This is a genomic window from Cytobacillus luteolus (genome assembly GCF_017873715.1).
Lineage (GTDB): Bacteria > Bacillota > Bacilli > Bacillales > Bacillaceae_L > Bacillus_BV > Bacillus_BV luteola.
This window is the reverse complement of record NZ_JAGGKM010000001.1, coordinates 218,849-239,746: the sequence shown is the minus strand read 5'-3', so window position 1 is coordinate 239,746 and position 20,898 is coordinate 218,849. Positions and strand designations below refer to the sequence as shown.

22 protein-coding genes are annotated in these 20,898 nt (G+C 37.3%); 7 read left to right on the top strand and 15 right to left on the bottom strand.

What is annotated here, in order from left to right:
• Window positions 1-146 precede the first annotated feature (146 nt).
• Complete coding sequence (locus J2Z26_RS01265) at window positions 147-572, top strand: DUF4395 domain-containing protein (protein WP_193534315.1); 426 nt, start codon at window positions 147-149, stop codon at window positions 570-572.
• Between the two features lie 42 nt (window positions 573-614).
• Here the strand turns inward: J2Z26_RS01265 and J2Z26_RS01260 are convergent, their stop codons facing one another.
• The 3 genes from J2Z26_RS01260 to J2Z26_RS01250 form a co-directional block, all read right to left on the bottom strand.
• The gene (locus J2Z26_RS01260) at window positions 615-2,030 is read right to left on the bottom strand and encodes a SpoVR family protein (protein WP_193534316.1); all 1,416 of its coding nucleotides are present in this window, start codon (window positions 2,028-2,030) and stop codon (window positions 615-617) included.
• An 896-nt stretch (window positions 2,031-2,926) separates the two neighbouring features.
• A complete protein-coding gene (locus J2Z26_RS01255; RefSeq protein ID WP_193534317.1) occupies window positions 2,927-3,256 on the bottom strand; it encodes a DUF3889 domain-containing protein in 330 nt (109 codons plus the stop codon).
• A gap of 59 nt (window positions 3,257-3,315) precedes the next feature.
• Window positions 3,316-4,302, bottom strand: a complete 987-nt coding sequence (locus J2Z26_RS01250) for a M14 family zinc carboxypeptidase (protein ID WP_193534318.1) — start codon at window positions 4,300-4,302, stop codon at window positions 3,316-3,318.
• 162 nt (window positions 4,303-4,464) lie between these two features.
• On the opposite strand from J2Z26_RS01250, the gene J2Z26_RS01245 reads away from it, so the two are divergent.
• The gene (locus J2Z26_RS01245; protein WP_193534377.1) at window positions 4,465-4,710 is read left to right on the top strand and encodes a YhdB family protein; all 246 of its coding nucleotides are present in this window, start codon (window positions 4,465-4,467) and stop codon (window positions 4,708-4,710) included.
• 14 nt (window positions 4,711-4,724) lie between these two features.
• Here J2Z26_RS01245 and J2Z26_RS01240 read toward each other — a convergent pair whose 3' ends face one another.
• From J2Z26_RS01240 to J2Z26_RS01225, 4 genes are all read right to left on the bottom strand, one after another.
• Window positions 4,725-5,951, bottom strand: a complete 1,227-nt coding sequence (locus J2Z26_RS01240) for an MFS transporter (RefSeq protein ID WP_193534319.1) — start codon at window positions 5,949-5,951, stop codon at window positions 4,725-4,727.
• Window positions 5,951-6,478 carry an NADPH-dependent FMN reductase gene (locus J2Z26_RS01235; RefSeq protein WP_193534320.1) on the bottom strand — a complete coding sequence of 176 codons (528 nt, stop codon included), beginning with the start codon at window positions 6,476-6,478 and terminating at the stop codon, window positions 5,951-5,953. The genes J2Z26_RS01240 and J2Z26_RS01235 overlap by 1 nt, the downstream gene beginning before the upstream one ends.
• Before the next feature lie 138 nt (window positions 6,479-6,616).
• Window positions 6,617-7,255: a response regulator gene (locus J2Z26_RS01230; protein ID WP_193534321.1), complete on the bottom strand. Its 639-nt coding sequence runs from the start codon at window positions 7,253-7,255 to the stop codon at window positions 6,617-6,619.
• Window positions 7,256-7,271: 16 nt separating this feature from the next.
• Window positions 7,272-8,387 carry a GAF domain-containing sensor histidine kinase gene (locus tag J2Z26_RS01225; RefSeq protein ID WP_193534378.1) on the bottom strand — a complete coding sequence of 372 codons (1,116 nt, stop codon included), beginning with the start codon at window positions 8,385-8,387 and terminating at the stop codon, window positions 7,272-7,274.
• 199 nt (window positions 8,388-8,586) lie between these two features.
• On the opposite strand from J2Z26_RS01225, the gene J2Z26_RS01220 reads away from it, so the two are divergent.
• A complete protein-coding gene (locus J2Z26_RS01220) occupies window positions 8,587-9,102 on the top strand; it encodes a hypothetical protein (RefSeq protein WP_193534322.1) in 516 nt (171 codons plus the stop codon).
• 42 nt (window positions 9,103-9,144) lie between these two features.
• Here J2Z26_RS01220 and J2Z26_RS01215 read toward each other — a convergent pair whose 3' ends face one another.
• On the bottom strand, window positions 9,145-9,867 hold the full coding sequence (locus J2Z26_RS01215) for an SDR family oxidoreductase (RefSeq protein WP_193534323.1): 723 nt from the start codon (window positions 9,865-9,867) through the stop codon (window positions 9,145-9,147).
• A 79-nt stretch (window positions 9,868-9,946) separates the two neighbouring features.
• Window positions 9,947-11,695 carry a phospho-sugar mutase gene (locus J2Z26_RS01210; RefSeq protein WP_193534324.1) on the bottom strand — a complete coding sequence of 583 codons (1,749 nt, stop codon included), beginning with the start codon at window positions 11,693-11,695 and terminating at the stop codon, window positions 9,947-9,949.
• 218 nt (window positions 11,696-11,913) lie between these two features.
• Here J2Z26_RS01210 and J2Z26_RS01205 point away from each other — a divergent pair, with 218 nt between their 5' ends.
• The gene (locus tag J2Z26_RS01205; RefSeq protein WP_193534325.1) at window positions 11,914-12,870 is read left to right on the top strand and encodes a calcium/sodium antiporter; all 957 of its coding nucleotides are present in this window, start codon (window positions 11,914-11,916) and stop codon (window positions 12,868-12,870) included.
• A 69-nt stretch (window positions 12,871-12,939) separates the two neighbouring features.
• On the opposite strand, the gene J2Z26_RS01200 is transcribed toward J2Z26_RS01205, so the two are convergent.
• The 4 genes from J2Z26_RS01200 to J2Z26_RS01185 all read right to left on the bottom strand — a co-directional run bounded on the left by J2Z26_RS01200 (window position 12,940) and on the right by J2Z26_RS01185 (window position 17,293).
• Window positions 12,940-13,320 carry a YkvA family protein gene (locus tag J2Z26_RS01200; protein WP_193534326.1) on the bottom strand — a complete coding sequence of 127 codons (381 nt, stop codon included), beginning with the start codon at window positions 13,318-13,320 and terminating at the stop codon, window positions 12,940-12,942.
• 123 nt (window positions 13,321-13,443) lie between these two features.
• Window positions 13,444-14,985: a GNAT family N-acetyltransferase gene (locus tag J2Z26_RS01195; RefSeq protein WP_193534379.1), complete on the bottom strand. Its 1,542-nt coding sequence runs from the start codon at window positions 14,983-14,985 to the stop codon at window positions 13,444-13,446.
• A gap of 86 nt (window positions 14,986-15,071) precedes the next feature.
• Entirely contained in the window at window positions 15,072-15,497 is a 426-nt protein-coding gene (locus J2Z26_RS01190) for a CBS domain-containing protein (RefSeq protein WP_193534380.1), read from the bottom strand.
• A gap of 113 nt (window positions 15,498-15,610) precedes the next feature.
• A complete protein-coding gene (locus tag J2Z26_RS01185) occupies window positions 15,611-17,293 on the bottom strand; it encodes a glycoside hydrolase family 13 protein (RefSeq protein WP_193534327.1) in 1,683 nt (560 codons plus the stop codon).
• 175 nt (window positions 17,294-17,468) lie between these two features.
• Between J2Z26_RS01185 and J2Z26_RS01180 the strand changes: the two genes are divergently transcribed.
• Complete coding sequence (locus J2Z26_RS01180; protein ID WP_193534328.1) at window positions 17,469-17,903, top strand: disulfide oxidoreductase; 435 nt, start codon at window positions 17,469-17,471, stop codon at window positions 17,901-17,903.
• A 10-nt stretch (window positions 17,904-17,913) separates the two neighbouring features.
• Window positions 17,914-18,381: a thioredoxin family protein gene (locus J2Z26_RS01175; RefSeq protein WP_193534329.1), complete on the top strand. Its 468-nt coding sequence runs from the start codon at window positions 17,914-17,916 to the stop codon at window positions 18,379-18,381.
• A gap of 577 nt (window positions 18,382-18,958) precedes the next feature.
• Here J2Z26_RS01175 and J2Z26_RS01170 read toward each other — a convergent pair.
• The gene (locus J2Z26_RS01170) at window positions 18,959-19,351 is read right to left on the bottom strand and encodes a DUF5365 family protein (protein ID WP_193534330.1); all 393 of its coding nucleotides are present in this window, start codon (window positions 19,349-19,351) and stop codon (window positions 18,959-18,961) included.
• A gap of 181 nt (window positions 19,352-19,532) precedes the next feature.
• Between J2Z26_RS01170 and J2Z26_RS01165 the strand changes: the two genes are divergently transcribed.
• A complete protein-coding gene (locus tag J2Z26_RS01165) occupies window positions 19,533-20,438 on the top strand; it encodes an RluA family pseudouridine synthase (protein ID WP_193534381.1) in 906 nt (301 codons plus the stop codon).
• Between the two features lie 69 nt (window positions 20,439-20,507).
• Here the strand turns inward: J2Z26_RS01165 and J2Z26_RS01160 are convergent, their stop codons facing one another.
• On the bottom strand, window positions 20,508-20,864 hold the full coding sequence (locus tag J2Z26_RS01160) for a VOC family protein (protein ID WP_193534331.1): 357 nt from the start codon (window positions 20,862-20,864) through the stop codon (window positions 20,508-20,510).
• Window positions 20,865-20,898 lie beyond the last annotated feature (34 nt).

Below are 20,898 nucleotides of genomic sequence, written 5' to 3'. Positions count from 1 at the left end.
TGGTTTTTTCAACCCCTTAGTATCATTGGTCTGAATTCGATTCATCAAACGTTTGTTTAGAATTTACACTGATAAATTAGGCTTTTCATATTTCTTAATATAGAGTAAAATACAATAAAACATATAAGAAAGGTTGGGATTAATAAATGAATCAGTCTATCCGTTCTATTCCGCGACCTTTAGTTAGAGCAAATCAATGGTTTATTGTGCTTAGTGTGATATTAACCTGGATTACAGGTCAAGAGTGGATACTTGCAATACCATTACTTTTTGGGTTATCTGGTCTTCTTTTTAATATTAACCCTGTAATTACCATAGGTAAATTATTCCTAAAGAAAGATATGTCAGAGTATATTCCAGAAGATTATGCTCAACAACAATTCAACCAAGTCATATCTGTTATCTGTCTAGCCTTCGGATTAGTAGGTTATTTAACCGGATATGTATTATTAGCGACGATATTTACTACTATGGTTGCACTGGCGGCCTTTATTGCGATAGTAGGATTCTGTGTGGGTTGTTTTATACGGTACCAATGGTTACAGTTCCGCCACAAGAAAAGTATACAATGAAAATAACGAAAAGCTGCTGATTCCCTCAGCAGCTTTTTCTTGTTATATATATTTTCTATGCACTGTCTTCCCATCATACGTAAACACAACGTTTTTACCTTCAATCACCGATTCCATGTGAACAGGTCTGCCCCAGAGCTGATGAATATATGGCATTACCTTTTCAAGGTATTTTAGATCTAGTTCAATTCCCTCATACCAGTGTTTTAAATACATTTCGCCACTTTTTAAGTAATCTCCATCATTTACTGTGATATATGGGAACCCCCCATTTACACGCATACTTACCAGTTGATCGCGAACTTGTTCCCATTCCTTATCAACCACTTTATAGTCCCTACCTTGTTTTTGGAAGAGGTACATATCCTCTCTAAGGACAAGGTCTTTTGTTAAGTAATTGCGAATAAATGAGATGTCGGATTCAATTTCCCGTACTTCAAACATTTTTTCACGACCTGATCCAGGTTTTACCCCTCGTTCAAGCATTTCTTTTGTTGGATTGTTATAGCGTTCTTCAATATCTTCAAAAATCTTAAGTCCAAGGTAATATGGGTTAATGCTTGTTTTTGACGGTTGAACAACACCTGCGTTTAGTTTTGCAAACTCGATTGCTTCTGAGGAAGTTAAATCAAGTTCGCGGACGATTCGTTGGTGCCAATACGAAGCCCAGCCTTCGTTCATGATTTTCGTCTCTAACTGTGGCCAAAAATACAGCATTTCTTCACGCATCATTGTAAGGATATCACGTTGCCATTCCTCAAGATCTCTGCTATGCTCTTCAATAAATAACAAGATGTCCTTTTCTGGATTTGGTGGGAACTTCTTCTTTTTCTTTTTCATGATTGGTTTAGGTTTATTTCGTTGATCTAACGACCAAAGGTCATCATAATCAGTAGCAGCCGGAGTGTACTCTTCTTCCTCTTCTAGATCATCTAAACTCCAAGGAAGCTTTGGTCTCATGAGAGATGGGTCAATATGTTCTTGAATGGCAAGCACTGCATCCAAAAAGGTTTCGACTTCACGCTTACCATGTATTCGCTCATAGTGTGAAATCCGTTCGGCTGTAGCTGACATGCTTTCTACCATATCTCTCTTCGTGTTACCAAAACGGCAGTTATTTTTAAAGAAGTCACAGTGAGCAAGTACGTGAGCAACAATTAATTTATTCTGAATCAAAGAATTTGTATCTAATAAAAATGCGTAACATGGATCTGAGTTAATCACAAGTTCGTAAATTTTACTTAATCCTAAATCATATTGGAGTTTCATTTTATAAAATTGCTTCCCAAAGCTCCAATGTGAAAAGCGTGTCGGCATTCCATAGGCACCAAATGTGTAGATAATATCAGCAGGGCAAATTTCATATCTCATCGGATAGAAGTCAAGACCAAAACCTTTTGCGATTTCCGTAATTTCATCAATGGCATACTCAAGCTGCTTTCGGTCTTCCAGTCTCACGTCGATCTCCCCCTTTTCGTCCTTATCACAATTTATGAATAAATATGATAAATGATGAGGGAGGATTATAACTTCTTTTGAAATGTTGATAAAAGATGTAAGATTGATCACTAAAACTCTAACATTGTTGAGAGTTATGTTATGCTCTAGAATCCAAGAGAGTAGCATATCAACGGGAGAATCCACAGGTACAGAGAATTAAGGAGATTCGAACTCGTTTTTCCTTGCTACTACTCAAGCTGTCCGAATAAACTCGGGATTCCGACTCGTTTCTTACTTCTACTACTCAACCTGTCCGTATCAGACCGGGATTCCGACTCGTTTCTTACTTCTACTACTCAACCTGTCCGTATCAGACCGGGATTCCGACTCGTTTCTCCTTCCTACTATTCAACCTGTCCGTATCAGACCGGGATTCTGACTCGTTTCTCCTTCCTACTATTCAACCTGTCCGTATCAGACCGGGATTCCGACTCGACTTTACTCCCTACAACTCAACCTGTCCGAATCTAAACGGGATTCTGACTCGACTTTACTCCCTACTCCTCAACCTGTCCGTATCAGACCGGGATTCAGACTCGACTTTACTCCCTACAACTCAACCTGTCCGTATCTAAACGGGATTCTGACTCGACTTTACTCCCTACTCCTCAACCTGTCCGTATCAGACCGGGATCCCGACTCGACTTTACTCCCTACAACTCAACCTGTCCGAATCTAAACGGGATTCTGACTCGTTTCCCTATTCTACTACTCAACCTGTCCGAATCAGCCTCCGAGCCTCCCGAACCACCCTATTGGAATCATGAAAAAGCCGGCAGTTGCGCTTTTTCATGATTCCATGCGAAAATGTGCGCTCAAAGTTAAAGTTAAAAAAAGACACCTATATAGGTGCCCTATCGAATCTCTTCCAAAGAAACAGTAATTACTGAGTTCGTCTTCGGATTAAAGGTAACATAAACATTTACGTTTTTTGTACGGTTCTCTTCTTTAACCTGCAATTCAAACGTGTCTTGTGCTTGAGTATCAGATATTTCTTTTCTACCCTTATAATCATAGTCACTAACCTGTGCATCCGGGTAATTTAATTTCACGACATCCACAGCAATTCTGCTCCATTTTTTATAATCCTCAGGCTGCGCATAGGCAGTAGAGCCTAATTGTGCCAAGGCAAAAATACTTACTAAAAATGCAACAAGACAATGTTTATATGTAGTGTTTTTCAAAGTTTTACCCCCTTTCACCTTTTATTAATGAGTAGTTTATCCAGATATCACGATATTCATTAATTGATTTTTGTAGCTTCTGAGGCAATCATTAAACCAATCGCTTTGTTTCTTCTCCACTCTTCGGAAAATACATACAAAGGTGGATTTGTTTCGGTTACATTAAAGCTGATTTCAGCTGTAAAGGCTGGTCGTTTAAATTCCGAAATAAACCAATCTGTATAACCTCCACCCACAGCATTTTCTGGTGGGTCCTCTAATTCATAACCGGTCATTTTTGAAAACTTTTCAGCAATACGCTTGTCTCTTTCAACCAAATGAGGGCGATTATTATAATACCAATACAGAACTCTTCCTGATGAATGGTAAGCGACAGCAATCAAAGGGTCAATTTCGTAAGTAAATCTCACGAGTGCACGAACCTCTTCTGCCTCAAGCGGTCTTGATCCCTTGTAATAATGATAAGAAACATGAGGAGAGTCGCCCGTAATTTCATCCCAGCCTGCAGGATATTGACGGTTTAAATCAATTCCCACTCCATTGGCCTTCCATTTTTTAAAATCTAAATCATTTTCATTCATCTCAAGTAATATTTCCTTATAACTAAGCGGAAATCCATCTGCACCCTGCTGTTGTATTGTGACTCCGTCTGGATTTAACATTGGTACGAACCAAATAGATACGTTGTCTAAAATAGAAGTGTCAAACCCAAAAAGATTTTCTTTGGTATGATAGGCTTCTGAATAAACTTCTATCATCTCCATGAGAAGATTAGTCGTGAGCCATTCTCTGCCATGGTGAGAACCAATAAAAAGTACATTCTTACTACCTTTTCCAAGCTTTACAGTAGGAATGTCTCGCCCAAATGTTGTACTACCAATACTTATTACTTCAAGCTCTTCTGGATATTTTTCTTTTAATAAAGAAAGGTCCCTTGTCATTTCTTCATAAGTATACACTTGCTGAGGATTTACAATCTCAGCGCTAAATGTAATAGTTGGATAAAGGACGATAAATGCTAAAGTAATCAAATAAATCCGACTCATTATTAAAACCCCAATACATTTATTTACTCATTTACAACATTCCCAATTCACTTGATTTTACTTATAAAAAATCATTTGGTGCTCCCACCAACATTTTCAGTGCAATAAATAAGATGAACTCCACAAACTATACTCAACTCCTCAGAAAAGGAGGAACCAATGTTGAATATAGTTGATTATGACAAGGCACTATATTACACACACCGTTCACAGTGGGATAACTTGCTTATTCTCATGGTTAGAACCAATGACGATTTTCTATCAAAGAAAATTGAACATTTCTTACATGCCTATAATTTTGAAAAAGACTATTCGGTGATTGAAAAACACCTATATTCTTTACTACGATACATTGATCATGCTTCAGAATTTAAAGAAGTCGATCAAGAAATAACTGCATTAATGTAAAGAAAAGGATGGGGTTATAATGCCCCATCCTTTACATAATCATTTTTATGAACATTTATTTTTAAACTTAAGATAATAACTAGGGAAGAAATGATTAATACTACACTTAATAAACCAAATGGTAGCATGACATTTGCCCCTGAAACCGCGCTTGTAAAAACACTTAATAGAACAATTCTCATTCCATATCCAATAACTCTATAAAGACTATCCACACGACCAATTTTTTCATTAGGAATACTATCCATCATTAAGGAATTACGTGCAACCCTTGTTCCAGCATTTCCAAATGCAATGAATACTGTTAATAGGTAAAAAATAGGAATATAAGGAAAAAAGATAAACATCGTCATTGCCACCGTAAAAAGAGTAACCGTTAGTACAATGGAAAGCCGAGTGTCTATTTTTGATAATAAGATGGGGATAAAAATCCCCGCAAGTACTGCCCCAATCCCATAAATCATACTATGCGCTCCAAATACACTTGCATCCGCTTTTAATATTTCTTCAACATAAATAGGGAAAACATAATTTGTTACCATGATTCCGATAAAAGGCATAAAGGATGCTAGAAGGAACCAAAAGAGGACAGGTTGCTTTCTCATGTAATGGTAGCCACCAAGCATTTTTGTCACAAAGGTTTGACTTACTTGTTCATATTTTGCTCTCGAATAAGGAATGGACAAGAGTAGTAAAAATGCTCCTAGAAAGGTTAGTGAGTCCACAAGAAGGATCCACTTCAAATCAATTTTGGTCACCAATAGGCTTGCAATCCCCCCAGATAAAACGGTTGAAAGCTGACCTTGTACTTCCATGACGCCGTTAAGTTCCTTATATTGATTTTTTTCAAATATCTCCTGATTGAAAGCAAACAGGGTTGGGTAAAACAACGTGTAATATAAAGAACTACTTCCAAAAATAATGAGCAAGTGCCAGGTTTCATAGCTATAGCCTACTAACCCCCAAATTGCAAATAATCCTACCATTCCAAAACCAATAATCTCGCCTACTAGAAGTAGTTTTTTGCGAGAAGAACGATCAATCATCATTCCGATATAGGGTGTTACCAACAACATAATCACAGTTACAGCAATGGAAGCATAGCCAAATAATACATCACCATTTTTTTCAGCAATTAAAAGCCACGGAATTGCTACCATTGTAATTCCAGACCCTATTGAAGATAAGATATTGGCTGCCAGAACCTTATGCAAACGGGAATCTTTATAAAGGCTTTTCATTATGCTAACACTTTTTTATATAAATTTGCGTAGAGTTCTAATTCTGCTAGTAACCCAGCAACCTGAACATCTGTAGAAGATGTGAGTGTATCATTGTCACGATCAAAGTTAGGTGGATCTAACACAAGTTGTTTTGCGATCACATTTGCATATAGGCTACGTCCGACTGTCCGCATATTGTTTAAAGCATTAATGCCACCTTTGCCACCACCAGCTACAGCTAAAAGAGCAACCGGTTTATGCGAAAATTGATCACTTCCTAAAAAGTCCAGTGCATTCTTTAACGCTCCACTCATTGCACCATGATATTCAGGTGAAGCTAGTATCACTCCATCTGCTTTTGCAACGGCTTCTTTCAGTTCGATAACTGATGGTACCTCAGATTGATCACTTTCTCCATTAAACATAGGTAATTTACCTTCGCTTAAATCAATCATGTCCGCATTGTACTTTTTAGAGATATATCTTGCAGCAATTCCTGTTCTTCCTGATTTTCTTGGTGATCCATTTATGATTAAAAGTTTCATGATAAAGTTCTCCTTTTTATTTGTGTTGTTACTTTTAGTATATGAGATACCAAACATTTCTAAATCGGTGTAAGGATTTAACTTTATCTACGAAATTAGACTTAGGTATCCGGTACTTTCTACGACTATAGACTGAGACTATTCGATTCCATGCTTTACAGCGTAAAGTGCAGCCTGTGTTCTGTCCGCTAGTTCAAGCTTTGAAAGTATATTGGAAACATGGGTTTTAACCGTTTTTTCAGTAATAACAAGGCTCGAAGCAATTTCTTTATTACTTTTTCCTTTTGCAATCTCAGCTAGAACTTCCCTTTCCCTTTTAGTTAGTTCATCAAGAAGATTCGTTTCCTTTTTATCTCCCTTTAACAGATGAGTCATAACATGGGTTGTTACCTTAGGATGTAACTGGCTGTCTCCGTTATAGACAGCCTTTATTGCCTTAACAAGTTCATCAGGCTCAATATCCTTAAGCTGATAACCTGTTGCTCCAGCTTGAATGGCCGGGATAACATGGTCCTGATCTGAAAAGCTTGTTAGAATTAAGATATGGATATCAGGATGCTTTTCCTTTATCCTTTTTGTCGCTTCTATTCCGTCCATTTCAGGCATAACTAGATCCATTAATACAACATCAGGCTTTAATTGTTCAACTAACTCAACAGCCTCTTTGCCGTTTGTTGCTTCTCCAACAATCTCTATTTCCTTTTGGGTTTTTAAGAAAAAAAGCAAGCCTCGACGAACGACATGGTGGTCATCTGCAATTAACACTCTTATTGACATTCTTTACCCTCCTCTTTTAAATAGGGATATCTACTTTAATCGTTGTCCCTTTTCCGACCTCACTGCATAATGTAAAAACACCTTTTAGCATCTCAGTTCGTTCCTTCATACTCGCAAGACCTAGTGAAGGTATTGCTGCTTTAGGATCATAATGAAATCCACAACCTGAATCTTTGATAACCATGGTCACTAATTTATTTTTTACCTTGATTTCAATATTCGATTGTTTTGAACCTGCATGTTTTTTACAATTATTTAAAGCCTCTTGTCCTATTCTCCAAAGACATTCTTCTACAGTGCTTGGTAAATCAATAACACCTTTTACATCTACCTCAAGATCTAGTCCTAGCACTTTTCCATAGCTTAATAATGCACTAGCCAAACCATTTTCAAGACCTTGTGGACGTAACTGCCAAATTAGTCCTCTCATCTCACTTAAGGCTTCTTGCGATAATTCCTGCATGTACGAAAGCATTTCTTTCACTTGTGGATCATCCGTCATTTCCTTTGTACCTCTAACCGTAAGCATGAGTGAAAAAAGAAGTTGATTCACTGAATCATGGAGGTCACGTGCGAGACGGTTGCGCTCTGCAAGAAGTGCAAGGTTTTGTTCGTTTTCTGCAAGCTTAATGCGCTTGATAGCTGATCCTATTTGATAAGCAACTGCTTCTAATAATGCAAGCTCTTCGCTTGTAAAATGAGATTTATTAGGGCCAGCAACATTTAGTAGGCCAAACTTTTCTTCTCCAGCTCGCAATGGAACCGTTGCATGATGGGTAATGCCCTTTGTGTCACCCCACTCGTACTTGAATGCATTTTCAATGCGTTTGCATTCCATGATGTTAGCAGCACCTTTCAGGCGGCCATCATTATATTTATCTAAACACCAGCATCCACCCTCACACATTGGGGATTTCTGCTTCCACTTTAGGCCTGGGGGCAATTGATAGTCTGCTGCCAGGGTGTAGTTGCCCTTTTCGTCAATTAAAAAAATCCAACCTGTTTCAAGTCCAATTATTTGGAGTAATTCCTTTAGTACTTCCGAAAGCATGGCATCTAATTCGTTACATTGATTTAACGTTTCTGCGATGACTTTTAAGGTTTGTAGTTCTTGTATTCTCCGTTCTCCCATTTCCACTCGGTTTTCAGCTCCTCTTTCGAACATATCTAATTACTTATTATTATACGTTTATTGGGTAATCCCTTCTTTGGGAAAAAGTCTTGTATTGTCCTGAGACTTTAGTCGTAGCTTATTTGGTACGTAGACTTTTCACCAAATAAAGAAGATAATAGTTATCAGAATATTAAAACATGAGGATGTGAAGATATAAATGAAACGGTGGCGAATTATTTCCTCACTTTGTTTATTTGTTATAATAACTGTTTTTTCTTTAAGGCATATTTATATTAGTAATGTAAATAAGTTTGATATTGCTGGTAGCTCATGGTTTGATAAGGATTTAATCCAACTAAATGAAACCTACTATTTTGGTCATCATTTGCTTTGGGAAGGTGACTTTAAGCCCACAATCTTAGCTATTGACTTTCTAAAAACAGATGGATTTTTCCTAGAGGATAACGACCCACATGTTTCAATTGAACCATTAGTAGACCCTTCTCAGATAATTGGCGTTTTACCTGAGGAGGCTGTAAAAGAACACGGAGATAACATTCAATTACACTCAGTTAAAAATTATAAAATGTCTGGTGATATATTAGAGTTAGTATTAAAGGGCAAGGTTAAAAGCGAAGGTTATAAGGATAACTTTCAACAGATGAGAATTACATATAAAATTTTCGGTATTACCCATGAGCAATACCTTGAGTTTAATGGGATTGTTGAGTAACGATAAAAAAGAGTGTCGGTGATGAGTACCGACACTCTTTCTTTATGAAATAGGATACTGCTGAATCAACGGATGCAACACAATCTCATCAATAACCATGTGCTTTGGCGCACTTGCCATATAAATAACGGCCTCCGCAACATTCTCTGCTTTGAGCCATTCTTTTTTATCATCGGTTCCTTGTTCTGAGTTGTTAAAGTATGTATCAACCATTCCCGGGTTAATCGTTCCAACACGAATACCATATTCTCTAACCTCTTGTGCAAGAGCTCCTGAAAAACCTTGAACAGCGTATTTAGTCGCGGTATAAGCTGCTCCATTTGGGATGGTGTATCTTCCTACATCCGAAGAAATCGTGATGATTGTTCCAAACTTCTTCTCTTTCATGTAGGGTAAAACTGCTTTGCTTCCTACAAAGACCCCTTGAACATTTACCTCGAATACTTTTCTCCATTCATCGACGTTAGTATCTTCTACCAGCTTAAAAAATCCAATGCCTGCGTTATTTACTAAAACATCCACCGTTCCAAACTGGCTTACTGTTTTCTCAACCAGGTCTTGCATTTGCTCCTCGTTAGAAACATCAACTTGGTGGGTTATGACTTCATGAAACCCCGCTTCTCTTAGTTCTTCTCTTGTTTTATGAATTTCCTCTGAACTTCCTACTAGCGAAAGCTTTGTTCCTATTTCAGCTAATTTAAAAGCAATAGCTTTCCCAATGCCTCTGGAAGCTCCTGTCACAATTGCCACTTGGTTTTTTTGCATAAAAACACCTCTTTCTTCTACTAAGCTTTAGATTATACACCTTACGAACAATTTAATCATATAAAAAACAACAAGACCATTATGGCCTTGCTGTTTCCTTTAATAGACTGTGAACTTGCTCCATTAAATCCGCTGAAATGTCTTGAAGATTTCTTTCACTTTCTTCAAGTGAAGCGCCTTTGACCCCAAAGTAGAATTTAACCTTTGGTTCTGTACCCGAAGGTCTCACGCAGCACCATGACCCGTCTTCTAGGTAATATTTCAGTACATTGGATTTAGGTAAGTCAATTTCCTCCGAATCTCCTAAAAGCACATTCACAGACTGACTTGTTTTATAATCTTCAACCTTTACAACCTGTTGTCTACCAACCTTAACAGGAGGTGTATTCCTAAAGTTTGTTAGAAGACGTTCAATCTGCTCTGCTCCTTCTTTTCCTTTAAGGGTAAGAGATTCAAGTCCTTCACGATAGTAGCCGTACTTCTTAAATACTTCCAACAATCCTTCGTAAAGGGTGAAGCCCTTCTTTTTATAAAAAGCACAAACTTCTACTGCTAATAAGGCAGCCTGAACTGCATCTTTGTCACGAGCAAAATCACCGATTAAGTAACCATAGCTTTCTTCATAACCAAACTGGAACGTATATTGACCAGTTTGCTCATATTCTTTAATTTTTTCTCCGATAAATTTAAAGCCTGTTAAAGTATCAATGGTCGTCAAACCATAAGAATTGGCAATATCACGCCCAATTTCAGACGTAACAATTGTTTTTAAAACCACCCCATTACTTGGCAATATTCCTTTTTCTTTTTTCTGTGAAAGGATATAGTCAAGTAAAATCGCCCCTGTTTGGTTACCTGTTAAAACGATGTAATCTCCTTTATGGTCTTTTACAGCAATTCCTAATCTGTCAGCATCTGGATCAGTTGCGATTAAAAGATCTGCATTCATTTTTTCTCCATCACGAATAGCTAATTCAAAGGCAGCATGCTCCTCTGGGTTTGGTGATTTCACAGTCGAGAAGTTAGGGTCAGGTAGTTCTTGCTCTTTAACCACTGACACATTATGATATCCTAGTGTCTCAAGCCCTCTGCGTACTGGCTTGTTGGCAGTTCCATGTAACGGAGTGAATACAACCTTTACATCCACTTCTTTAGATAAAGAGGGGTTTAAAGAAATGGTCATTAGTTTTTCATTATAGGCTCTGTCAATTTCCTCTCCAATGATAGAAATTAAGCCTTTTTCTTTTAAAACACCTTCAGCTTCTACGTTGATCAACAATTCATTTTCAATTTCATTTACTCTTTCAATTACAACATCAGCCTCTGCAGGCGGTAGTTGCCCACCATCTGAACCATAGACTTTATAGCCATTGTATTCAGGTGGATTATGACTAGCTGTTACAACAATTCCTGAGAATGCGTTCAGGTGTCGTACAGCAAAGGAAAGCTCAGGTGTTGGACGCAATTCTTCAAAAACATATGTTTGAATACCATGTGTCGCAAGTGTTTTTGCAGCTTCCATTGCAAATTCCGGTGATTTATGGCGTGAATCAAAGGCAATTACGACTCCACGTTTTTTTGCTTCTTCTCCAAAAGAATCTATGTATTTAGCTAGGCCTTCAGATGCTTTACGAACCGTGTAAACATTCATTCGATTGGTACCTGGCCCAATTTCTCCACGCATACCACCAGTTCCGAATTCCAATGTTTTATAAAAACAATCTTCCAGCTCTTTTTCATTATGTTGTTTTTCGTTTAATAATTGCTTCAGTTCTGGGTCTAACCCTTCAAAATCCATCCATAACTCATATACTTCTTTCCAATTCATACGTTGTCCCACCTGCTTTTTTATATTTACTATTTTAGAGTTTCTTCATCAGCTTATGCTATCCCTTTAAAAAAAGTAGGATATTTTTTGACAAAAATCGTAGTTTGTTCCTCATTCATTATAGTAGAAAAATTTGAAAACGTAAAAATGCAAACTAAAATAACTATTTTTCAATTTGTGTATACTAAATAAACGATGTTTCATAAAGAGGTGGACACATGACTTATCTATTATTGTTAGTGGGATTTGGTTTGTTAATTAAAGGGGCAGATTATTTTGTTGATGGTGCCTCGAAAATAGCACAGTTTTTGAGGGTATCGCCGATGCTTATCGGTTTAACAATCGTAGCTTTTGGTACGAGTGCTCCGGAGGCTTCAGTTAGCTTTATTGCCGCCTTTGAAGGAAACAGTGACGTAGCAATTGGGAATGTCGTAGGAAGTAATATTTTTAATGCCACTTTCATTTTAGGGGTTACAGCAGTCGTATTTCCGTTGGCAGTACAAAACGATACCATCAGAAAAGAAATACCTTTTGCTTTGTTAGCAGCCGTTGCGTTATTATTCCTGATTAGTGATGTACAACTTCAATACGCAGACATCAATTTAATAACGAGAACGGAAGGTATCATTTTACTACTTTTCTTTGCTGTTTTTCTCTACTATGTCTTTGAAATGGCAAGGAACAATCGAAGTCAGGTTGATGAAAATCCAGTTGTTACTGAAAAGAAAACATGGGTGAAGAACATTTTGTTAACAATTGGAGGCCTTGCTGGAATTGTATTTGGTGGTAGCCTTGTTGTTGAAAATAGTATTGAAATTGCTCTCGCACTTGGAATGAGTGAAACTCTAGTCGGTTTGACGATTGTTGCTGTAGGTACATCTCTGCCTGAATTGGTAACTTCTATTACTGCAGCCTTGAAGAAGCAAACTGAGATAGCGATTGGGAACATTGTTGGCAGTAATATTTTTAACATCTTCTTCATTTTAGGAGCCTCAGCAACAATCCATCCATTAGCTGTTGACCCCAAAATTTTTCAAGATATGTGGTTAATGATCATTGTCTCTATTTTATTGCTATTCTTATCAAGAACACACTTCAAGATTTCCAAGAAAGAAGGAGGATTTTTAGCAATCATCTACATTGTCTACCTTGCTTATATTATCTTCCGAAATTAAATTAAGTAGAAAAGAACTCACTCGTCGAGCAATTGAGAGTGAGTTCTTTCATTTTATATGCCCTAGTAATCAGGTAAAAAACTGAGAAAGTTTTACAATCATCCAAAAGCTAATGATGCACCAAACTAAAATGATGAGTGAACCAACGACCCAATTTTCCGGTTTACCTTTCTTCATCATTTCTTCTGCTTTTATTTCGCATTCGGCTATTACTTCCTTTGGAATCATTTTTAACGCAAACATGATGCCCAATGGAACAAGAATCACGTCGTCTAAATACCCAAGTATAGGTATGAAATCAGGGATTAAATCTATCGGACTAAATGCATACGCTACAACACATGCAGTAAATAGTTTAGCAAACCACGGTACTCTTTCATCCTTATAAGCTAAATAAAGGACAAATAATTGTCGTTTTAATTTCCTCGCCCATACCTTTAATTTCTTCATTTATTTTCTCCGTAAAAGTAATAGATTTACTCTAAATATACCATTGTTTATATAACTCCTCATCATGTAAATTTCAACACAAAGAGACCAAACCACCTATGAGTGATTTGGTCTCTGTTAATGCTATTCTTTATAGCTAATCTGATAAATATCCGGTCTACGGTCCTTCAGCTGTCTTACAGTACCATTTTGACGTTGACGACGTAAGATTTCTAAATCAACATCCCCAATGATGACCATTTCGATATTAGGATTACATTCCCCAACAATTCCATCACGTTCAAACTCAAAGTCAGACGGTGCGAAAATAGCCGATTGAGCGTACTGGATATCCATATTTTCCGTTTGAGGTAAGTTTCCGACTGTCCCAGCAATAACAGTATAAATTTGATTTTCAACTGCTCTTGCTTGAGCACAATAACGTACACGTAAGTAGCCTTGACGATCTTCTGTACAGAATGGAGTAAAGATTATTTTAGCACCTTGATCAGTGGCAATCCGGGCAAGCTCTGGGAACTCAATATCATAACAAATTTGAATTGCAATTCTACCACAGTCCGTGTCAAAAACCCTTACTTTATCACCACGGGTTATCCCCCACCATTTTCGTTCATTCGGTGTGATATGAATTTTGTATTGCTTTTCAATCGTTCCATCACGTCTAAACAAATAAGCAATGTTATAAATTTTGCCTTCCTCTTCTTCTACAAAATGAGACCCACCAATAATATTAACATTGTATCTAACGGCTAGCTCAGTAAATAACTGAATGTACTGTTCAGTATACTCTGTTAACTTTTGAATCGCTTTACTTGGGATTTTTTCATCTAAGAAAGACATTAACTGAGTTGTAAAGATTTCTGGGAATACGGCAAAATCTGAACCCGCATCTGAAGCTACATCGGTATAATATTCAACCTGTTTCGCAAATTCATCAAATGAATTGATTTGTTTCATCATGTATTGAACGACACAAATACGGACTGGAAAAGCTGTTTTGTAGTGTCGCTTTGTTTTGGCTCGATAGTCAATATTATTCCATTCCATTAAGGTTGCATATTTATTTGAAGCAAGGTCATCAGGTAAGTAATTCGGATTGATCCTCATTAATGTAAATCCATTCATTAACTGAAAAGAAAGGACAGGATCATACAACTTATGTGATATAACTTGTTCAACATACTCTCTTGGAGACATATCCTTTTCATACTTATGATAAAACGGAATTCGACCTCCGATAATAATACTTTTTAAATTTAACCTTTGTGCTAGGTCCTTCCTAGCCTCATATAGCCGATTACCAATTTTCATTCCTCTGTATTCAGGATGAACCATTACTTCAATTCCATATAAATTGTAACCATCAGGATTATGGTTGGTAATATAACCCTCATCTGTAATGTCATCCCATGTATGACGATCATCATATTCATCAAAGTTTACAATTAAACTTGAACATGACCCAATAATTTCACCATCATATTCTACACAAATTTGCCCCTCTGGAAATTCTTCGAGGTGACTTTCTAGTTGATCCTTTGTCCATGGATCCATACCAGGAAAACAAATCTTCTGTAATGCTATAATGTCTTTTATATCCTTATAGCCGATCTGTCGGATCATCATTTTCTTTTCAAATTTAGATAAGTCTATTTTTGACAAAATACTTCTCCCCCTAGTTACAAACTAAATTAGTTAATTTTAGTATATCAAAAAAGGTACCCGCGCATGCGAGTACCCATTTTATCTCTCTATATCTGTGGAGTAGAAGGTTCAGAAATATTCGTTAATGCCTGCTCTGCCTCATGGTCAAACGTATGATTTGTAGCAATATCCCCAAGTGCTACAATACCAACTAAGTTGTTGTTCTCAACGATTGGTAAACGTCTGATTTGATTCTGAGACATAAGAGATGTAGCTTCTTCAACACTCATAGAAGGAGAACCTTGTACGAGGTTTGAAGACATCACATGTGAGACTGGGGTCGAACTCCCCATTCCTTGAGCTGTTGATCGAATGATGATGTCACGGTCTGTAACAATCCCCTTTAATTGACCATTTTCAACGACAGGAACGGAACCCACATTGTATTCACTCATGATTGATGCTGCTTCTTGAATCGTTTGACTCGGTGTAACAGTGGCTACATTTTCAGTCATTAACTCTCGAACTGACATTGTCAAAATAAATCCTCCCCTTTCAGAGTTATTTTGACCTTTCTGTCCATTAATATAGTTAGAAAAAATTACATAGCTAAAGTTCTCGAAAAAACAAATGCGCAAACAATAGGTTATGCTAACTTATATACCCTTGCTTCCCATGGTTTTAACGCAAATTTGTTTATTTTTTCATCATGATTTACATCATAATTACTAATCAGTAATTCTTGCTGTGTAAAACTCAAACCTTCAGGTAAAGTGAATGTTGGGGTTTCGCCTGAGAAGTTTGTTATCACAAGTAATTTTTCATCACCTAATGTTCTCGTATAGGCATAGATTTCATTGTGATCTTCAAGAATGATTTCATACGAACCGTAGACAATAATGTCATGCTGCTTACGAAGCTGAATTAGCTTCTTATAGTAATGAAAGACTGAGTTTTCGTCACTAACTGCTTGTTGGGCATTGATTTCTGTATAATTTGGGTTCACCTGTATCCAAGGTGTGCCAGTTGTGAATCCCGCATGAGCGGTAGCGTCCCATTGTACAGGTGTTCTAGCATTATCACGCCCCTTAGTGTAAATCGAGAGCATCACTTTTTCAGGATCTTCTCCATTTTCCTGAACCTTATCCTTATACATATTTAAGGTTTCAATATCTTTATATTCTTCAATAGAGCTGAATTTCACATTCGTCATGCCTATTTCTTCGCCTTGGTAAATGTAAGGTGTGCCCTGCATCATATGAAGAAGAGTACCTAGCATTTTCGCAGACTCTACACGATATTGTTTATCATCACCGAAACGTGAAACGACCCTAGGCTGATCATGGTTGTTAAGGTATAAGCTATTCCAGCCTTTCCCCTCGAGTTCTGTTTGCCATTTAGAAAGAGACTTTTTCAAATCAGCTAATTCTAAAGGTTTAAGATTCCACTTCCCACCTGGTCCTGAGTCAAGGTCCATATGTTCAAACTGAAATACCATATTTAGCTCGTTACGGTCTTCATCTGTATATAAGATACCTTGTTCAGGTGTAACACCAGGCATCTCACCTACTGTTATGATGTCGTAGTTTGATAAAACCTCTTGATTCATTTCGTGTAAAAACTCATGAATTCTAGGTCCATTCATAAAGTATTCATGGCCTGACACATATTTTTTTCCTTCTGGATTTGGAGCACTTGGTAAACCATCAACTTTGGAAATAAAGTTGATTACATCCATTCGGAAGCCGTCAATTCCTTTATCTAACCAGAACTTCATCATGTCATACACTTCTTCACGAAGCTTCGGATTTTCCCAGTTTAAATCAGGCTGTTTTTTTGAAAAGATATGTAGAAAGTATTCGTCTGTTGCTTCATCATATTCCCATGTTGAGCCACTAAAAGCAGATTCCCAGTTATTCGGCTCTTTCCCATCATTACCTGGTCTCCAAATATAGTAATCACGATATGGGTTATCCTTTGATTTGCGCGCTTCAACAAACCAAGCATGTTCGTCTGAGCTATGGTTTACTACTAAGTCCATCATGAGCTTGATTCCACGCTTGTGCATTTCTGCAAGCATCTCTTCCCAGTCTGCCATCGTTCCAAACTCATCCATAATGTCACGGTAATCACTTATGTCATAACCATTGTCATCGTTTGGAGATTTGTATACAGGAGATAACCATACAACGTCAATTCCAAGTTCTTGTAAGTAATCTAATTTAGAGGTGATTCCTTTGATATCGCCAATTCCATCTCCATTGCTATCCTTAAAGCTTCTAGGGTAAATTTGATAAACAACGGCTTCTTTCCACCACTTTTTTTGCATCCTATCCAACTCCTTTGGAATCGATTCCATATTAAAAATAAAGACTGTCTATATTGTATGTCCCTTGTAAAAATAATTCAACTTAGTTACGGAAATTGTCATAAACCTATCAATTTACAATGGTTAAGCTAAGGTCTATAATTTTAAGTAGGACAACTTATTGTGAGGTATCATTATGTATATTAACGAATCAGAAAATAAAAAAAAGGAAAATCTTCTTTTCCTCTCGTTTGCAGCTTCTCTTATTGCAACACTCGGTAGTCTTTACTTTTCAGAGATTCAAAAGTATATTCCGTGCGAGCTATGCTGGTATCAACGCATCTTTATGTACCCACTCGTTTTTCTTTTAGGAATGGCTCTCGTAAAAAAAGACTATGCTGTTGCGAGATATAGCTTTGTTCTCTCAACCATTGGTGGGCTTATTTCACTCTATCACTACTCCATTCAGAAGGTTCCTTTTCTGGCAGAGAACTCAATTTCATGTGGAATTGTGCCATGTACCGGCCAATATATTAACTGGTTAGGGTTTATCACGATTCCATTTCTAGCATTGGTCGCATTTATCATCATTTCAATATCAAGCTTTATGATTATGAAAAAAAGAAAGTAGGTAGTTTCATTTGAAAAAAGTCATTATCTTTACTGCAGTGATCGTTGTACTATTCGGTGCATTAGCCTTAGTTACATCTTTACAAAATAAACAACAAGCTGAAGGAAATCCTTTTAATAAGACAACTCTTCATCCTGAAACGGTAAAACAACTTGAAAATCCGAATTACCAAAATATTATTCTTCCCGAGGAATTAGACCAAAAGTTAGCTGATGGAGCAACAATGACTGTTTACTTCTACAGTCCTACTTGTCCAGCCTGTGTAGAAACATCTCCTATTGTTGTACCTTTAGCTGAAGAGATGAATATTGATTTACCAATGTTCAACTTATTAGAGTTCGAAGATGGCTGGAGAGATTATGGAATTGAGTCAACACCAACCATTATTCATTATGTAGATGGCAAAGAAGTTGAGCGAATTGTGGGTTACCAGGAAGAACCTACGTTTAGAAGTTGGTTTGAAGAAACAGTGAAATAAGTTAGTAGCTTTGTTACGAGTCTGGATCCTGTGTGGATTCGGACTCGTTTTCTTCCTCTGCCACTTAACCTGTCCGAATACTCACGGGATTCGGACTTGTTTTCCTTCTATACTGCTCAACTTGTCGGAATCCGTGCGGGATTCAGACTTGTTTGCCTCCTCTACTGCTCAACCTGTCGGAATCCGTGCGGTATTCGGACTTGTTTGCCTCCTCTACTTCTCAACCTGTCGGAATCCGTGCGGTATTCGGACTTGTTTGCCTCCTCTACTGCTCAACCTGTCGAAATCCGTGCGGTATTCGGACTTGTTTGCCTCCTCTACTGCTCAACCTGTCGAAATCCGTGCGGGATTCAGACTTGTTTGCCTCCTCTACTGCTCAACCTGTCGGAATCCTTGCGGGATTCAGACTTGTTTGCTTCCTCTATCACTCAACCTGTCCGAATACTCACCGGATCGGACTCGTTTTTCTCCCATACTACTCAACCTGTCCGTACCCCTAGTTGAAATCAAATAAGTATAACAGAACCAATAAAAAAATCCCTCTTCGATAATGAAGTGGGATTTTTTATGTAGTGTTTTAAGCCAGATACAGGTTAGCCGCTTTAGAAAATTTACTTATAATTTCATCCTTCGGTGCACGAAATTGCTCAATGTTAAAAGGAAAAGAATAGCCAAATTCATCAAGTGTTTTCACATTTTTTTCAAAGATTTCACGATGGCTAAGTAAAATCTCCTCGTCTTTCACTGTTTCAACTACTGCAATTAACGCTTGTAAACTTGAAATTAGTTGAAACGCTTCCTTCAATGTTCCATTATAATTGTCATCGTTATGAACTAATACATTCAGGTTTTCTAACTTTACAATTTCCTCATCCGTAAAGTAACGTGGAAAGATCTCACCGTAAATGTACTCGACTAGCTCTTCGATATGCGTTTCCTGCTCAGGAGTTGCTGCATATACCACTTTCACCAAAATTCACCCTCTATATCCCATTTTCATAGTACTAGAATAACATAGCTAGGATAATAGTTGGATAGGTAAGTGTTTCCTACACTATCAAATGTTAGATACGAAACTTCACTCTATTTTCCTTTCGCCCTTTAATCCTCTATACTTAAGGTAATATAACGTTATATGAGGTGTACCTATGTTGAAAACAGGAAAACAAGGAGAATGGCTAACTGTCTATGTTCCGAGAAATTTAGTTGGTCTGTCTATAGAACAATTACTAAGAGAAAAGTGGCAAACTCCAAAGACTTTGCTTCATCAATTTAGAATGAATAAGAGTGTTAAACTTAATGGAGAGACAACTCCATGGAGTTCAACTTTACATATAGAAGATAAGCTTCAAGTGCATCTTTTTACAGAAGAAGAGTTTGGATTCGAACCTGAGTATATGGACATTGAAGTGCTTTACGAGGATGACCATTTATTGATCGTAAACAAACCTGCCAAGATTGATACCCACCCTAATGAACCGGGGCAACTAGGGACTTTAGCAAATGGGGTAGCTTATTATTTTCAAGCAAAAGGGATATTCACAAAAGTGCGTCACATTCACCGATTGGATAAAGATACAACTGGTGCAGTCCTTTTTGCAAAACACAAACTTGCTGGGGCTATGTTAGATAGGATGTTAGAAGCTAGAGAGATTAAACGGACTTATCTCGCACTTGCCCAGGGCCGTATAAAGCAAGCGAAAGGCAAAATTGATGCCCCGATTGGAAGAGACCGTCATCATCCTACGAGAAGAAGGGTATCTCCGAATGGACAAACAGCTATTTCACATTATAAGGTGCTAGACTATTATTCTAAAAACGACTTGTCACTGGTTGAACTAGAGTTACAAACAGGCCGCACCCATCAAATTCGTGTACATATGAGTCATATAGGCCATCCACTTTTTGGGGATGTATTATATGGTGGTAGGGATGAAATTGATCGTCAGGCTTTACATGCTGCTAAAATAAGACTAAAACACCCGATTACTGATGAGAGCATTGAGGTCCGTGCTCCTTTTCTAGATGAACCTGCAATTTTTCCAAGAGAGATTTAGGTGAAATAATATACTAAAACACACTGCAAACAAAACGCTTGGACAATCCAAGCGTTTTTTATTACACAACTAACATTGACAAATCATTAAATGATTCCCATCTAAGTCCTTGAAATTGAACCAATGATTATTTTCAATTTTTGTTGTAATCTCAACATTTTTGCTTTTCATATATTGATAAGCTTGTTCTATATCATTTGTATTTAAATGAAAAGGTGGCGCTTTATAGATGTTATCTTCTGAAAATATTTTGCTATCTAATACAATACCTGTTCCTATCATTGGTAATATGTATAAGTGACCAAATAAAATCTCACCATCTGCAGGTAATTCTAGTATTTCACAATACCAGTCACGTGCTCTTTCAATGTCACTAACAGGAATAAATGTAGTTCCGATTTGATTTAATATTGGGTTTGACCTCATAAAACCTACCTCCTATTTACATAATTTAAAACCA